Genomic DNA, 15,581 nt, shown 5'->3' with positions numbered 1-15,581 from the left:
CAGCATGATGGTTAGTGGGTGGCAATTTCGCGTGCCATGCCCACATGATCGATACCGTCCTCGTCATAAACCTCGGTGACCGGCACAAAGCCGAAGCTAACGTAAAGTTTTTGTAGATGCGTCTGAGCGCCAAGATAGATAGCCTTTTGTGCCAGTGCTGACGACAGCTGGCCAGCACCTGCTCCATCAGTTGATAACCCAGCTTCTCGCCGCGCACCGCCGGGCTGACAATTACCCGCCCAATCACCGCCGGCTCAAACTCATCATCGCTCTTGACCATACGCGCGCAGGCCACCAGTTCATCACCGTGCCAGCCGAGAAGATGGCGATCATCTGTTCGGTCTCCCCGGCCTGCGGTGCAGCCGCCCGACGCAGGGTTTAACGCTTGATCAGGAAGATGGTCGGGTAATTGATAGCCTCAGGTATCCTGGCCCATCAACGCCGGGGAAAAAGCTGGCTATTTTCGGCGATACCTCCCCCTGTCCCTAGGCACTGGAACTGGCGCGCGGCGTAAATGCTATGGTTCATCAAGTGACTCTCGAGCAGGCGATGGCGGAAAAAGCCAACGGGCGCGGGCATTCGTCAAGCTAGCAAACGACTGCATTGGCGAGGGAGGTATGCGTTGGTACTCTTATCGCCACTCACTTTAGTTTTCGCTATGATGCGCAAGGCTGTCAGCGGTTGCGGGCAGAGTGTCGGGAAGTATTCCCGTCAACCGTGCTGGCAGAAGATTTTCGGGTTATACCGTAGATTAAAAAAGCGTAATGCGGCAAATAAGAAGAGTCACGATTACGCCAATATTTATTCTTCAACATAATTATTATAACGCAGGGTATATTTTAAATTTCGATAACCGAGATAATCCTGTATAGCGTCGTCATCAACCCCTTTTTTGCCCAACTCATAGCCGCAAGCATGACGCAGCATTCGCGGATGGATATTTTTCTTTAGCGAAACGTTGACGGGTCATTTTATTTCCCCGTGAAGAGATAAATAGCAGATCGCTACGGGCCGGATAGCACTTTCTTCTGGCCAGCAACCAGCGCTGTAATGAAATAATCTCTTTGGGTTGTAATAGATGATACCCTGAGATATCATGACGCGCCCGGCGAACATAAACCCGCCTCCCCGAAAAGTCAATATATCGCAAAGTTAATGCGGTAATTTCGTTAATTCGACCACCGTGCAAAAAGCACATTTTGATCATGCAGCTATTTCTCTCAGGATGAGCACAATAATGTGCAGCGAGCACCAGGCGCTCAACGTCTTTCACGCTAAGATATTCCGTTGCAACCTGCATACGACATTCCTTTTCATCCATTTGATACATAAAATTACTGATAAGTAAAAGTCATCTGCACCACTGATTCGAATTTCCCGACCGTTACCCCGCCCTGGGTCGAATATAATCGAGCAGCCAGCGGAAATTCACCCTTGCCGGTACTGCTGTTAATAGCAATAGTCATCTGGTCCTGATTTTTATAGGTTGTGGAATGGTCGGTATTGGTTATTTGCAGTGCAATATTCTGCGCTGCGTCGCTGGCGGCCATATTGGCGAAATGCGCCGCGTCATCACCATCGGTGACACCAACAAATTTCACCGTCGCTTTGGTGGTTCCTGCCGGGCAGTTTTCTATATTTAAGATAAAGGTTTCCCACTCCGATGCATTACCGGCCGTTTGCATATCTACGTTCAGAAGCGTGCCAAATTTCACCTCCTGATACTGGGTGTCGGTACTCACGTCACAGGGAAGAAAATAGATATTCCCTTTTACATTCAAAGGTATTCCGCCCCATGATGAAAAAACAGGCAGCAACAATACCAGCCACAGCACCTTTTTCATTATTTGCCCCTGTTATTCAATTTCTGCCTGAATGGTTGCCGTGGCCGTAAATCCACCGCCGTCGGGTACATTTCCGGAGGTATTAATCGGATAGATTTTCATGGTCGTATCCCCAGTCTGAGTTGAATAATTCATATTGATCGGAAGCATCCCTGAGATAACGGGGATTTTGACGCCGGTAATACTTTCAATCCGTACCGCAATATCGCTATTAGTCGTCGCTAGCGCACTATTGTCATGACTATCCTGCCCCCCCTGGAATGAAAGAGATATTTTTACTCCAGCGGAAATATTGGTACATGCCACCATCATATTTACCGTATGCGGAGTAAACCCCATCGGCATCTGGCTGGCCGTTTTGAAGTTATTAGCAGCAATATTGCCAAAATCGACGTTAATCGGCTGGCCAGTATTAATTTCACAGGATTGCGGTACCGTTACCGAGCCACTCATTGAGATCTGCGTCATGGGAATTGAGCTGTAACTCCCTGAGGTCCTCGTTCCGTAGACATTGAGGATTATCGTCGGTGGAATTACCACCTGACCGACAAACGGCCGGGTAAAATAGAGTGAAATATATCCTCGCGAACCGGTATCAAACGCTGAACCATTCGAGCCGCAAGTAAGTGAAGTATCATACAGATTACTCTTATTCATCACAGGAGTCGGAACATACTGATTCAGATGTCCTGCAATAAATAACTCACTGGCAATTTCCAGGTATTTATTCAGACGGTAAAAATTTAGCCCCCTGCGGGTTTGCGTCTCAGCTAATCCAGGGATTGTCGCTTTATAAAGAACAGGGCCATAGGAATTTCTGCTCACGCAATCGCATTTTGCTATATAGGTTCCCCCGGTATTCCAATGATAAAGGCGATCAAACTCCATTCCGGTCTGGTTTTGCGAGGGGCTAGTAAATGTATTAATAAACGAAAAACTGTCCTGAAACGGAGCGCCACTATTATTCTGACACCAGCCAGTTGCCGCCATAGCCTGCGGCGACACAATAAGCGCTGTCAGGCTTGCTAATATACCCCATGAAAATCGTTTCATTATCTCTACATCCTTTCGATTAACGACATAGCCCCTGGGCTACAATAATGCCGATGAGGGTTTTTCCTGACGGTAATGCATACTGGACCCGGCAGCGCTCTTGTGCGCCTGCCCCCCATTTCACATTGAGTACACCGTTAGATTCCAGTCCGCTCAGGTAGACTTGCCCACCATCGCCAACGATAAAAGCCTGCTCTGACACCGCAGCTCCGGGTATGCTAACCATGGCACCGAATGGTACAGGCTGACCATTCGCTCGACGCACCGTCATTAGCACCCGGTTGCCCACGCTGGTGGCGTAATTTGCGCGAACCACAGCTCCGCGAGTCGGCACCACCGTCTGAGTAGTGAGTTCAAGATCAACATCATCCGGCATCGTACTGGTATCAAGGGTTAACGTGTTTTTACGATATGGCGAGGCATAAGGCACCACGGTATAGCCTCGCCAGTCAGTCCTGACGCCAGTCTGGTTATTCACGCCGACCCCCGCAGCTCCGGGAGCTTTAATTAAGGCAAGGGTTTCACCAAAAGGCTGCCCCAACGTCAGGCCGTTCTCATGCACCAGCGCTCCACCGCGCAGGGAGTAATTGAGACGATGGCTATATTTATCATGGCTGTAGCCGCCTGTAAGCTCAGCATAGGTCGCACGCCAGTCTGCATTGACGCTGCCACTCTCTCCCCTTCCCTGACTGGTATACCCTTCCTGTACGCTCCAGCTCAGGTTATTACGCTCCAGAAAGGTGCCGGAGAGACCCAGATTGTTGTTGGTTGAACCATTTTTGCTGCTATTCAGGGAGTAGCTGGCATAAACCGGCTTCGGCAGCCATTCGCCCAGAGGAATGCTAATGCTCAGCGCGAACAGGTGATCTTCATCATTACGCTTGCCGGTGCTCTGGTCGGTTGTATTGCGGTTATAGCTGTAGTTCATGCTATAGCTGATGCCGTACCAGCTGTTGCTGTAACCGACACCAACGGATTCCATGGTGCGCCCGGTGTTCCAGTAATCTTCTCGGATATAGCTCAGCGACATCGACCCCATTTCATCGCCAAGACTCTGGCTAAGGGTCATTTCTCCCCGGTTACGCCGCCGTTCGATTGAAGAGGTATAATTGTCATCCCGATAGGTATCCAGCACTTCCTGCATCCCCCAATAACCACTGGTCGCATAGCGATATCCTGCAAGGGAGACGTTAGTGCCTAAGCCTGGGAGATCTTTGCTGTAACGAACACGAACCGACTGGCCGTTCTCTTTGTCTTTATCCTGGCGGTTAGACCAGGCCTGGGTGACATCTGTCGATACGGCACCAAATTCACCGAGGTTTTTACCCATCCCCAACGCCAACGACTGATATTTACTGCTAAATTGTCCACCGCCATATAAGGTCAACCCCCACGGCAGGCCAAAAATAGCCGTCGCCTGAGTGAGAGGCGTCTCATCAATGCTATTGTCGTAGGCGCGATAGACGCCGGAAGTCACACTATATTTCAGACGGCCCTCACGCTGCAGGACAGGGAGGGAAGCATAAGGCACTATCAAGTTCTGCTCACTGCCATCGGATTCTTTGATGGTGACAGATAAGTCGCCCGAACCACCGGTTGGATACATATCGGTGATTTCAAAAGCGCCAGGGGAGACGTAGGTCTGGTAAATCTCATATCCATTCTGACGAATAATGACCTGAGCATTAGTTCGTGCAATCCCGCGGACGACCGGCGCATAGCCGCGCAGGCTTTCCGGCAGCATATCGTCATCGGAAGCTAGCATCGCCCCACGAAAAGGTATGCCGTCGAAAACATCAGCATCGGTGCTGCTGTCCCCCAGCGTCATCACCCCTTGCAGGGCATGAATATTGCGCTGAGCATAGGTATAAACCGTATCCCAACTGTTACTGGACTCTCCACCACTGCTGCTGCGGTTCCAGGTTGTGTAGTTACGCAAACGCCACGGCCCAATGTTGATTCCGGGACGCAGGTTAACGTATTGATTGTCGCTATTCGGCATGTCGTTCCGGCGCGACCAGTTGTTTGCCCCGCTCAAAGAGTAGTTCAACAGAAGCGCAGTAACCCCGTCATCCCACTGCTTCGGGTCAACCCAGCCCCGTGCCGCGCTATAAACCGCAGCCTGAGGGAAGCTTAATAGCAGCCGCTGCTGGCTAAAACGAAAGTCTGATTTTGCCTGCGGTATGACATCCAAATCCGCACAGTCCGCCGATTTGCGTCCTAACTCGGGAAATTGCGCAACGCGCACGCCCCATTCGGCAAGCTCCTCGACGCTCAGACAGGGCTGTAATTCCGTTGTGCCCGAGACTCGACTCTGCTGAAAAGTCACATCCCGGGTTTCCATAAAGACATTATTGAGGTAAATATCAACCCGATAGGTTCCCGGCTGCTGCCCTCCAGCCTGTTCATAGGCTGATAAATCCCTGACGCCCGTATGTGGGCCATCCATCTCCAGTAACGCCGGGTTAAACACATCCCGCGCCAGTGCTGCATCACACCACGGTATCAAGGCAACGGCCAGAGATCCGGCTATCCGGTTAAGCCGCCATTTGTTATGATTGTTTTTCATTCTCTCTGGAACTCCCTGGCCTGACAGCCTTTACAAATTAGCGTTATGCTGCGCGCCAATACCGCCGTAATCATTAATCAGTTTCCACTGCAAAGAGCCTGTGCTGCCGCGCGGTAATTCGAAACGAGCCGTCGCGCCAGGCGCTACCCAGTTGGCTTCTTTGACTTCTGCGCCGCCGATCTTCACCTCAGCGAAATTCATATAGAAAGCAGTTGGATTAGTGACCTGTAATGTATTACCGCTGCGCGTCCAGCGAAGCTGCTCCGTTACCATTTCCGGCGTTCCCTCAACGGATTTCGGTCGATAAATTAATTTGATACGCGTTTTAATCGCTATCTGTAACGTATTCGCACCAGCTTTAACTTGTGAGGATGGAATCGCTTTGATATTCATCCAGAACATACTTTCTTTGTTTTCCGGTAATCCACCGCTATAAATCACCCGCAGGTGGGTCTGCTGTTCACCCTCGAGGCGAAACAAAGGCGGCGTTAACAGAAAGGGAGAAGACCCGTTATCGGCCTCAACCCAACTTTGAATGAGGTAAGGCGTAGCATCATTATTCGTTACGCTCAGAGAGGACTCTTTTTTGCCGCCGGGATAAATCAGGCGAGTACCACCGGTGACGACGCCCGCATGTGCCGCAGCGCCTACCAATAGCCATCCAGCCATTAGCACTTTCAGGTATCGTTTCATCTCCAACTCCCTGGAAAAGCGAGCCGGTTACGGCTCGCTAGCACGGTCTAATAGACGGAGGATCAGTTGTAGCTGATAGTGAAGTTCGCGGCGCCGTCAGCTTTACCGACAACGATAGTCGTGTCTGTCTGGATATAACGGACACGGAACGGCAGATCGATATTGCCGCTAGCCGGAATGGTCAGGCTGGTAGAACGCGCGAACAGTGGAAGGATGTTATTGTTGCTGCCGTCAACCAGTTGCAGCGATACGCCTTTTGCCACATCAGGATCGGTACCTGCGCCAGTCAGCTTGAGTTTTTCATTGTCCCCACCAACGTTATCGCCAGAGAACAATACTGACGCTTTAGTCACGGTAGTCGGGCAGTTTTCCAGTTTAATATCGAAACCTTGCTCAGCCGCAGTAGTACCAGTACCGGCAAACGCAGTCTTAGCAATCTGTCCCATATCAACGATCAGCGGGTTAGACAGGTCGTTGACCACGTCACAACCGGCATCAATGATCTCGCCAGTAAATCTCACCTGACCGTCATCTGCCAGCACAGCACCAGAGAACGTCGCGCAACTGGCAATAACAGCAGCAAGTAATGTTTTTTTCATGATTAATCCTTTTCAATGCAATCAATGCACTAACTTAAAAGCGCAATACCGTGCGCATCCTTTTATTTACGCCTGATAGTAATAACGCAGCAAAACATTGACCCATGAAATGAGTATAATATTTTGAAGTGGTCATTTTGTATCAAACTGACCACTTCAATTAATTGGAATATATATTACCAGGGAAGGTGACTTTTATTTTATATTTACCAGGATAAAACCTAATAAACATGACAAAAAACCAAAAAGAGTAACGGAAAAAGCCATACACGTCATAAATCAAATATCATAAAAAAATAAACCGCCAATATAATTTAAATAACAACATGAAAAATATAAGAAAAAGATTGTTAATCACAAATTGACATTATTATCACCTGTGGATAGCATAGGAGTCAGTTTGATACAAAATGACTATTTCATTTACCAAACCTCCCTAAATCTCGCATCATTGCTTGCCGTATAGATAACCGTATGCTGAATATTTCTGTGCCCCAGGAAATCCTGGATTAATCGTGTGTCCACACCGTTATTAGCCAGCGCAAAGCCGCATGCGTGGCGCAGCATATGTGGATGGGCGTTGATTTCAAGCTGTGCATCCAGACTAAGATTCTTCATCATCTGATATATTCTCTGGCGCGACAACGGCTGGCCATTACGTGATAAAAAAAGCCATTCAGAATTATTTCCGGGATAATTCTTACGCACACTCAGCCACTCATTAAGTATCTTCACCTCTCGCTTATAAATAGGATGAGTCGTTGAAAAACCATTCTTCAGCCGGCTGATATAAATAACCCCACTTTCAATATCGATATCGGAAAGCCGCCAGTGGCGAATTTCGCTTACCCGACATCCATGATTAAAACACATCCACAGCAAGCAGACATCGCGCTCTGGGTTTGCTCCCTGTCTGGCCGCATCAACCAAACGTTGAACCTCCCCAATAGTTAAGTGCTTACGCCTTGATTTCATTGACTTTCTCCGCCTACAAAACACAATAGTGTGCGTATTAATAATAGTACGGAAAATAAGAGTGCAAGGGGAAACGTAAAGTGAGATTAATATGATAAAAAGCATGAGAAATACGTATATTAAAGAAAACATCCACTCAATACATATAGATAAAAAAGGACCGCCGAAGCGATCCTTATTCATTAATGGCGAGTCAAACTACATCAGCGGCTGCGGCGATACGCCGAGTGTCATCGCCGGAAAACCCATGCACAAAATCAGCCAAGGCGAACCTGCCTGAGCCTCTTTTGCCTGCGCATGCAGAATCATAGATGACTTACCTGCGCCAGCAGTTGCTGCAGGGTTTGCGCCCCGTCAGTTTCATTCACGACCAGCTCAATCACCGTTGCCACCGGTGTACGCCAGGCGTTCGTCAGTGCGTTCTCCAGTTGCGCCCAGTTCTCCGGGCGGTGATATTTGAGATCAAACATCGCCGCGGCATGCTCAAAATGGACGTTCTGCGGCATCAGGTAGAACCGTTCACGTTCGCTTTGCGGGGTTGGCAGCAGGGAGAAAATCTGTCCGCCGTTATTATTCACCACAATCAGGACAAACGGCGCGGAAACCTGGCGCAATAAGGCCAGCGCATTCAGGTCATACAGTGCCGATAAATCGCCGACGATAGCCAGCGTTGATTTCGCACTGGCACGCTGTACGCCTGCCGCCGTTGATAGCAGACCGTCAATCCCGCTCGCACCGCGATTGCTGTAAACCGGGAAACCTGCCGGAAGCTGCGAAAGTGCGTCAATCAGCCGTACAACCAGGCTGTTCCCTACGAACAACTGTCCCTGTTCTGGCAGATACTCGCGAATACGGTGCGCCAGCTGTGCTTCGCCAAACGTGTCACGGCGGGCTTCTACCGCCTGCCATGCCTGTTGCGCCAGCCGCGGGATCGCCACACACCAGGGCTGGCGTTTCTCAGCCGGATGCAGCTCCAGCCAGTCGCCCACTTTTGCCACCAGCCGACGTCCACGATGATGAGCAGGATCCAGACGTCCTTCGATATTGTCGACAATCCAGAATTCCTGGGGGTCGCAATTGGCCTGCCACTGCAGCAGTCGTTTACCGGTCAGACTACTGCCGAGCTGCACCACAATCTGCGCCTGCTCTAATTCAGCTACCGCTTTCGCGTTCCCCAGCCACAGATCGGCGCAGGGCAACGGCTGTCCGGTTTGCGACAGCACATCACCAATGAGTGGCCAACCTAACGTCTGTGCCCAGAGCGCAACTTTCTTGCCCTCTTCGGCGCTCATACGCCCGGCAAGTACCACACCACGTTTTTGCCGCCAGAAAAACCAGTCGCGCTGTTTATCACTTTCCAGTCGACGCGCTTCGCGCAACCAGGGTTTATCATCCTGCCACCAGTCACCAAGACGCTGCTGCCAGGCCAGACCCGTTTCGTCCATCTCGCCATATAAGGGTTCGGCAAACGGACAGTTTATATGAACCGCCCCGCTATGCAGCGCCGCTAAGGCGTTATCGATAGTAGACACCAGCCAGCTTGCCGGAATGTCCTGCGTCGGGCGTGGTAAAGAGAGCGTTTGCGACGGATGCGACGCAAACATGCCGGCCTGACGAATCGCCTGGTTAGCGCCACAGTCAATAAGCTCAGGCGGTCTGTCAGCTGTGAGTAAAATCAGTTTTTCACCGGTCAGCCCGGCTTCAATCAGCGCCGGATACAAATTCGCTACCGCCGTACCAGAGGTGACAATAACGGCAACAGGTTGCCTGCTGACTTTCGCCAGGCCTAAGGCGAGATGTCCCAGTCCGCGCTCATCAAAATGGGTATGATGGATAAAAGCGGGGTTTTCCGCTGCCGCTAACGTCAACGGCGTCGAACGAGAGCCAGGGGCAATGCAAACATGCCTGACGCCGTGGCGAGTGAGTGCTTCCAGAATGACCGCCGCCCAGCGTCGGTTAAATGCGCTTACTGACATGAGATTGTCCGGTATCAATATTGCGACACAGTATAAAGAATCGAATAAATGGATTTTTGATATGAGTCGGGAATATACACGAAATCATTATCCTTCCATCTGTAATAAAGTACGTAACCCTGCCGCTTTATTATCTATTTCTTGCCATTCTTGCTCAGGATCTGAACCGCGCACGATCCCCGCCCCGGCATACAGGCGCACTACGTTTGCGCTAATTTTCGCTGAACGTAATGACACGCAAAACTCGCTCTGACGCAGTGAAAGATAACCCGCGGAACCGGCATACCACTCGCGTTCAAAGGGTTCATTATGTTGGATAAATTCACGCGCCAGCTCGCGCGGAATACCCGCTACGGCTGCAGTAGGCTGTAGCTGTACCAGACAGAGCGTATCATCCGCCTGATTGAGTGCAGTCCAGATACAGCGGCGAAGATGCTGTACTTTTCGCAGTCTGAGTACCTGCGGAGGCAAGACATCAAGGGTTTGCGTACAGTTCTGCAGCCGTTGGCAAATATCTTCCACCACCAACATGTTCTCACGCTGGTTTTTATCGTCCTTCATCAGCCATTCACCAAGCTGCCAGGCGCGATGATCGTCAGGATGATTGGCAACGGTTCCGGCCAACGCTTCAGTGCGCAGTGCCGTGTCACGCCGCCTGTACAGACGTTCAGGAGAAGAGCCAAGAAAAGCAGATTCGGCGGAAAACGCCATATAGAAGTGGTAACAGTTGAGATTTAAACGACGACTGGAGGCCATAACCGCCGCCGCGTTCACCGGCTGAGAGAACTGTAAATCGGTCGCACGCGCCAGCACCACTTTGTCGAGTTCTTCCTCAGCAATGGTCTGCGTGGCAAGCTCAATAAGGCGAACCCAACCGTCTTTATCCGGCCAGTGCTGCTCTCCCGTCAAAATCAGACGCAATGAGGGAAGCGGTTTTACCTGCGCAAGTGTTGAAATAAACGCAGCGGCCTGCGCGGCATCTTCACGCAACGACACGTCGCTATACAGGTGTAGTCGTAAGGTTGCAACCCCGGCACAGCGTCGCCATTCCAGGCGAGGCAGCAATAAATTACCGCGCTGCGGCTCAAACGCATTCAGGCCCCAGACGCGCAGTTCGGGGTAATTATCATGTTGGCGTAAAAACCGTTGGGCGGATTCCAGTGAGGAGAATGTCGCAACTGCGCCCAGCACAGCGGCTTCTTCATCGCCGTTACGTTGCTGCCAGTAAAACTGCGGCCAGACGGGCTGGCTGGCCAGCCATCCTAAAGCGTCAAAAGCGTCATTCAGAGGGAAAGGGATGTCGTAAATACGAATGCCAGGTGCTGCCGGTATCTCTTGCGACAAAAAGCGCATCAGACTTTCCAGCGCAGTAGTGATTGAATACACGCGGACCTCTCCCTGTTAAAAACCTCTCATTATACGGGGTACTGGGCAGAAAAAGCAGTACCCCCGTATAGGGAGTGCGATGACAGCGCTATATTTATCGCCGTGCCAGCAATAATCCCATCACTAAACCGACTGTCGCCCCCACGCCGATCCCACGCCAGGGTTTTTCGTGTACATAGTCATCTGCCCGGCAAACAGCCTGCTTTGCACGATAATAGTAACTGTCAGAGGCGTGACTAACGCGGTTTCTCACATCTTCTAACGCCTGCTCAGCCCGCGCTTTCAACTCAAGGTATTTCTGGTCTGCAGGATCGCCGGAAGAACGTAGCACTTCTTCCAGCGTTTCGCTCAACAACTCCAAATCGTCATCAATACGTGATTCGTAAGAATGAAAAGACATTATATTCTCCCTTTCTATTGACGTACCCGCTAACTATAGACGACCGGGGCTGTTTACGCTTGATGCCCCTCACGCGCCATACCGATGTGTGGAATACCATCTTCGTCATAGATCTCCGTGACTGGAACGAAACCAAATCTCGCATAGAACGATTGCAGATGCGCCTGAGCCCCCAGGTATAACGCCTTATGCGGCCAATGCTGTGTACAGGATGCCAGCGTTTTCGTCATTAACTGCTGCCCCAATTTTTCACCGCGTAGCGCTTCGCTTACAATCACCCGACCAATTACAACTGGCTCCAGATCATCGTCACTTTTCAGAATCCTCGCATACGCCACCAGTTCATCATTGTTCCATCCCAGTATGTGACGGTTCTCCCCGACTAAGTCGTCGCCATCCACGTCCTGATACGGACATTGTTGCTCAACAACAAATACCGCGCAGCGAAGCTGAAGAATGGCATACAGCTCCTGAACACTCAGCTTTGCATGATGGAGATCTTGCCAGTGGATCATTGTCTGCCCCTTTGTTGTGATAACCTGAACACCCTGCCTCATTGATGGCGAAAAGTGTAACGTAAAGATGGAATTACTATTTTTAGGTACGTCTGCGGGAGTTCCCACACGCTCTCGCAATGTAACGGCAATATTACTGAATCTGCAACACCCGACTCAGGCAGGTTTGTGGCTTTTTGATTGCGGCGAAGGGACGCAGCATCAAATGCTTAGCACCCCGTTCAACCCGGGCAAACTTGATCGTATTTTTATCAGTCATCTGCATGGCGATCACCTTTTTGGTTTGCCAGGGCTGCTGTGCAGCCGTTCAATGGCGGGGAACGTCCAGCCGCTGACGCTTTACGGTCCGAAAGGATTACGGGAATTTACCGAGACAGCCCTGCGACTAAGCGGTTCCTGGACCGATTACCCGCTGGATATTGTAGAAATCACCGCCGGGGAGATTCTCGACGATGGCCTGCGTAAAGTGACCGCGTTTCGACTGGAACATCCGCTGGAGTGCTACGGTTTTCGTGTTGAAGAACACGACAAACCCGGCGCGCTTGATGCCAACGCGCTCAAAGCGGCGGGCGTTAAACCAGGCCCTTGTTTTCAGGATCTCAAAGCGGGAAAAACGATCGTGCTGGAAGACGGGCGCACAATTAACGGGGCCGATTTTCTCGCCCCGGCAATTAAGGGAAAGTCCGTCGCCATTTTTGGTGATACCGGCCCCTGTGCGAGCGCTATTGAACTGGCAAAAGGGGTGGACGTGATGGTGCATGAAACCACGCTGGACGCCTCTATGGAAGAAAAGGCCAACAGCCGGGGGCACAGTTCTACCCGTCAGGCCGCACAGCTGGCACGGGACGCCGATGTGGGCAGACTCATCATGACCCACGTCAGCTCACGCTACGATGCAAAAGGCTGCCAGCGGTTACTTGAAGAGTGCAGAGCACTGTTCCCGGCAACGGAACTGGCTCACGATTTCGCCATTTTCACCGTTTAACGCTTTATTTTTCCGCCTCAGTGCCGATAACAGTGGAAAGGCTGGCTTTCACACTGAGGACAGGATGAACAATTTCCAGAAAGATATTGATGACAGGACCAATCTTACCTTGTCTAACCGCTTTGAGCTGCTGCTGTTTCGCCTCGGCAAGTCGGTTGAAGAGCAGAAATCAGAGCTGTTTGGCATCAACGTTTTCAAACTCCGTGAAATCGTTCCGATGCCAACATTTACCCGCCCTGCCGGCATGAAGGCTCCGCTGTTAGGCATGGTGAATATCCGGGACCAGGTGATCCCGGTGATCGACCTGCCTGCTGTCGCCGGGTGTAAACCTGAAACCGGGCTTAATATCCTGTTGATCACAGAGTACGCCCGCAGCGTACAGGCGTTTGCGGTGGAGTCAGTAGAGAACATTATGCGCCTCGACTGGCAGCAGGTGCACACTGCTGAGAAAGCCGTCAATGGTCGCTACATCACCAGTATTGCTTGTCTGGACGACGACAAAGAAACCAACAATTTGGCGCTGGTGCTTGATGTCGAACAGATCCTGTATGACATTGTGCCGTCCAACCACGATTTACGTGCAACCGACCTGAAAACCAGCAAATTCAATATCACGCCGGGTGCGGTGGCCATTGTTGCGGAAGACTCCAAAGTTGCCAGGGCGATGCTGGAGAAAGGACTGAACGCGATGGAAATTCCGCATCTGATGCATGTCACGGGCAAAGATGCCTGGGACAAAATTCAGCAACTCTCCGAAGAGGCACAAGCGGAAGGTAAGCCAATCAGTGAGAAAATCGCCCTGGTGCTGACCGATCTGGAAATGCCAGAGATGGACGGTTTCACACTGACCCGTAAGATAAAAACCGACGAACGTCTGAAGAAGATCCCGGTTGTTATCCACTCTTCACTTTCCGGTAGCGCCAACGAAGATCACGTTCGCCGAGTGAAAGCAGATGGCTACGTGGCTAAATTCGAGGTCAACGAATTATCTTCTGTTATTCAGGAAGTGATGGATCGTGCAGCAAAAGATGTTAGTGGTCCTTTGGTGAGCCGCCAGCTTTCCGCCTGATAGCTTTGCCCCCATAAAAAAACCCGCCGAGGCGGGTTTTTTCGTTTCAGCGTGTCGCTTACATCAGCGGCGCTGCCAGCTGCACGATGCTGATCAGCGGTTGCGGATAGACACCGAGGATCAGAACCAGCAGAGCAGAGATCAACACCACGATACCGCCAGCGCTGTACTGCCAGTTAGACGGTGCATCGCGGTTCAGTTGCTGTGGTGCGCTCAGGTACAGGCTCACAGCAACGCGCAGGTAATAGTACAAACCAATCGCGGAACCGACCACCACCGCGGCAACCAGCCACCACAGGTTAGCCTGTACACCGACAGCCAGTACGTAGAACTTACCGATAAAGCCCAGCGTCATCGGGATACCGGCCAGAGACAGCATCATCACCGTCATCACTGCCGCAAGGATCGGGCGATGCCAGAACAGACCACGGTAGGAGAACAGTGAATCAGCATCCGGACCACGATACGGGCTGGACATCAGGCTGACCACACCGAACGCGCCGAGGCTGCTGAACAGATAACCGGCCAGATACACGCCTACCGCTTCCATCGACATCTCGCCGCTTTGCAGGGCAATCAGCGCCACCAGCAGATAGCCGAGGTGAGAGATAGAAGAGTAACCGAGCAGACGCTTAATGTTGGTCTGGCTCAGCGCCATCAGGTTACCGAAGATGATGGACGCGAAGGCAATCACACCCAGCACAATACGTACCGCTTCGCTGTCACCAACCGGCGCGTACAGGAACAGACGCATCACCACGCCGAAGATAGCGATTTTGCTCGCCGTCGCCAGGAAGGTGGAAACCGGGGCCGGAGCACCCTGGTATACGTCTGGCGTCCACAGGTGGAACGGCACCAGTGAAAGTTTGAAGCCCAGACCCACGATCATCAGACCGAAGCCAGCCAACAGCAGCGGCTCATGCAGCATGCCGTCGCCGAGGCTCTTACCAAGTGCAACGAACGACAGGTTGCCGGACTGTGCATACACCAGCGCCATACCGAACAGCAGGAAGGAAGACGCTGCGGCAGACAGGATGGTGTATTTGATACTGGCTTCCAGTGAACGTTTCTGACGGAAGGCATAACCGACCAGGCCAAACAGCGGCAAAGAGATCAGTTCGATACCGAGGAACAGCGCTGCCAGATGGTTAGCATTGGCAAGCAGAATTCCACCCAGTGCGGCAATCAGCACCAGCAGGTAGAACTCTTCCCGGTTGTCGTCGTAGCCTTCCAGCCATGGGTAAGCAAAGGTACAGGTAGCAAGACTCGCCAGCAGTACCAACCCGGTATAGAGCATGGCGAAACCGTCGACCCGCATCAGCGGGGTGACGTCCATGGCGCCCGCCTGGCCAACAAACCAGAGCGAAACCAGCGCGGCGTTAAGACCAATGACCGACAGCGTGGCATTGAGGAAGTGATTGCGTCGCCACGCAATGGAGAGCATCACAACCACCACCGTCAAGCCGACGATCAGCAGCGGTAGCAGCGCAATCAGGTGTTGTGGAGTTATTGTCATG

The 15,581-nt window shown here is 51.6% G+C and carries 13 protein-coding genes and 3 pseudogenes; 3 read left to right on the top strand and 13 right to left on the bottom strand.

Going from position 1 to position 15,581, the window contains the following annotated elements; all coding sequences use genetic code 11:
* Positions 1–11 precede the first annotated feature (11 nt).
* A pseudogene (locus tag OGX95_RS08025) lies at positions 12–334 on the bottom strand (GNAT family N-acetyltransferase); the annotation flags it as partial.
* Positions 335–393: 59 nt separating this feature from the next.
* On the opposite strand from OGX95_RS08025, the pseudogene OGX95_RS08020 reads away from it, so the two are divergent.
* Positions 394–750: pseudogene (locus OGX95_RS08020) on the top strand (MBL fold metallo-hydrolase); the annotation flags it as partial.
* A gap of 51 nt (positions 751–801) precedes the next feature.
* Here the strand turns inward: OGX95_RS08020 and OGX95_RS08015 are convergent.
* The 11 genes and pseudogenes from OGX95_RS08015 to OGX95_RS07965 all read right to left on the bottom strand — a co-directional run bounded on the left by OGX95_RS08015 (position 802) and on the right by OGX95_RS07965 (position 12,010).
* Positions 802–1,300, bottom strand: a pseudogene (locus OGX95_RS08015) (tyrosine-type recombinase/integrase).
* Positions 1,301–1,334: 34 nt separating this feature from the next.
* Positions 1,335–1,844, bottom strand: a complete 510-nt coding sequence (locus OGX95_RS08010; RefSeq protein WP_286629057.1) for a fimbrial protein — start codon at positions 1,842–1,844, stop codon at positions 1,335–1,337.
* A 12-nt stretch (positions 1,845–1,856) separates the two neighbouring features.
* Positions 1,857–2,897 (bottom strand): fimbrial protein, encoded by a 1,041-nt coding sequence (locus OGX95_RS08005; protein WP_286629056.1) that lies wholly within the window; start codon positions 2,895–2,897, stop codon positions 1,857–1,859.
* Positions 2,898–2,916: 19 nt separating this feature from the next.
* Complete coding sequence (locus OGX95_RS08000) at positions 2,917–5,466, bottom strand: fimbria/pilus outer membrane usher protein (protein ID WP_286629055.1); 2,550 nt, start codon at positions 5,464–5,466, stop codon at positions 2,917–2,919.
* Positions 5,467–5,496: 30 nt separating this feature from the next.
* Positions 5,497–6,159: a fimbrial biogenesis chaperone gene (locus tag OGX95_RS07995; protein ID WP_286629054.1), complete on the bottom strand. Its 663-nt coding sequence runs from the start codon at positions 6,157–6,159 to the stop codon at positions 5,497–5,499.
* Positions 6,160–6,221: 62 nt separating this feature from the next.
* Complete coding sequence (locus OGX95_RS07990) at positions 6,222–6,758, bottom strand: fimbrial protein (RefSeq protein ID WP_286629053.1); 537 nt, start codon at positions 6,756–6,758, stop codon at positions 6,222–6,224.
* 423 nt (positions 6,759–7,181) lie between these two features.
* On the bottom strand, positions 7,182–7,733 hold the full coding sequence (locus OGX95_RS07985; RefSeq protein WP_286629052.1) for a tyrosine-type DNA invertase: 552 nt from the start codon (positions 7,731–7,733) through the stop codon (positions 7,182–7,184).
* Between the two features lie 305 nt (positions 7,734–8,038).
* Positions 8,039–9,709 (bottom strand): 2-succinyl-5-enolpyruvyl-6-hydroxy-3-cyclohexene-1-carboxylic-acid synthase, encoded by a 1,671-nt coding sequence (menD, locus tag OGX95_RS07980; protein WP_286629051.1) that lies wholly within the window; start codon positions 9,707–9,709, stop codon positions 8,039–8,041.
* An 87-nt stretch (positions 9,710–9,796) separates the two neighbouring features.
* Positions 9,797–11,095 carry an isochorismate synthase MenF gene (menF, locus tag OGX95_RS07975; protein WP_286629050.1) on the bottom strand — a complete coding sequence of 433 codons (1,299 nt, stop codon included), beginning with the start codon at positions 11,093–11,095 and terminating at the stop codon, positions 9,797–9,799.
* A 94-nt stretch (positions 11,096–11,189) separates the two neighbouring features.
* A complete protein-coding gene (gene elaB / locus OGX95_RS07970) occupies positions 11,190–11,495 on the bottom strand; it encodes a stress response protein ElaB (protein WP_286629049.1) in 306 nt (101 codons plus the stop codon).
* Between the two features lie 53 nt (positions 11,496–11,548).
* A complete protein-coding gene (locus OGX95_RS07965; protein ID WP_286629048.1) occupies positions 11,549–12,010 on the bottom strand; it encodes a GNAT family N-acetyltransferase in 462 nt (153 codons plus the stop codon).
* 67 nt (positions 12,011–12,077) lie between these two features.
* On the opposite strand from OGX95_RS07965, the gene rbn reads away from it, so the two are divergent.
* Complete coding sequence (gene rbn, locus OGX95_RS07960) at positions 12,078–12,995, top strand: ribonuclease BN (RefSeq protein ID WP_286629047.1); 918 nt, start codon at positions 12,078–12,080, stop codon at positions 12,993–12,995.
* A 64-nt stretch (positions 12,996–13,059) separates the two neighbouring features.
* Positions 13,060–14,064 (top strand): chemotaxis protein, encoded by a 1,005-nt coding sequence (locus OGX95_RS07955; protein WP_286629046.1) that lies wholly within the window; start codon positions 13,060–13,062, stop codon positions 14,062–14,064.
* A 58-nt stretch (positions 14,065–14,122) separates the two neighbouring features.
* On the opposite strand, the gene nuoN is transcribed toward OGX95_RS07955, so the two are convergent.
* The gene (gene nuoN, locus OGX95_RS07950; RefSeq protein ID WP_286629045.1) at positions 14,123–15,580 is read right to left on the bottom strand and encodes an NADH-quinone oxidoreductase subunit NuoN; all 1,458 of its coding nucleotides are present in this window, start codon (positions 15,578–15,580) and stop codon (positions 14,123–14,125) included.
* Position 15,581 lies beyond the last annotated feature (1 nt).

Source organism: Citrobacter sp. Cu233, from assembly GCF_030332225.1.
GTDB lineage: Bacteria > Pseudomonadota > Gammaproteobacteria > Enterobacterales > Enterobacteriaceae > Citrobacter.
Note: the sequence above shows the minus strand (reverse complement) of the source record. Positions and strands in the feature narration are given on the sequence as shown.

Coding starts and splice junctions, on each gene's coding strand:
- OGX95_RS08010 (WP_286629057.1), bottom strand. CDS start 1,844: ATGAAAAAGGTGCTGTGGCTGGTATTGTTGCTGCCTGTTTTTTCATCA.
- OGX95_RS08005 (WP_286629056.1), bottom strand. CDS start 2,897: ATGAAACGATTTTCATGGGGTATATTAGCAAGCCTGACAGCGCTTATT.
- OGX95_RS08000 (WP_286629055.1), bottom strand. CDS start 5,466: ATGAAAAACAATCATAACAAATGGCGGCTTAACCGGATAGCCGGATCT.
- OGX95_RS07995 (WP_286629054.1), bottom strand. CDS start 6,159: ATGAAACGATACCTGAAAGTGCTAATGGCTGGATGGCTATTGGTAGGC.
- OGX95_RS07990 (WP_286629053.1), bottom strand. CDS start 6,758: ATGAAAAAAACATTACTTGCTGCTGTTATTGCCAGTTGCGCGACGTTC.
- OGX95_RS07985 (WP_286629052.1), bottom strand. CDS start 7,733: ATGAAATCAAGGCGTAAGCACTTAACTATTGGGGAGGTTCAACGTTTG.
- menD (WP_286629051.1), bottom strand. CDS start 9,709: ATGTCAGTAAGCGCATTTAACCGACGCTGGGCGGCGGTCATTCTGGAA.
- elaB (WP_286629049.1), bottom strand. CDS start 11,495: ATGTCTTTTCATTCTTACGAATCACGTATTGATGACGATTTGGAGTTG.
- OGX95_RS07965 (WP_286629048.1), bottom strand. CDS start 12,010: ATGATCCACTGGCAAGATCTCCATCATGCAAAGCTGAGTGTTCAGGAG.
- rbn (WP_286629047.1), top strand. CDS start 12,078: ATGGAATTACTATTTTTAGGTACGTCTGCGGGAGTTCCCACACGCTCT.
- OGX95_RS07955 (WP_286629046.1), top strand. CDS start 13,060: ATGAACAATTTCCAGAAAGATATTGATGACAGGACCAATCTTACCTTG.
- nuoN (WP_286629045.1), bottom strand. CDS start 15,580: ATGACAATAACTCCACAACACCTGATTGCGCTGCTACCGCTGCTGATC.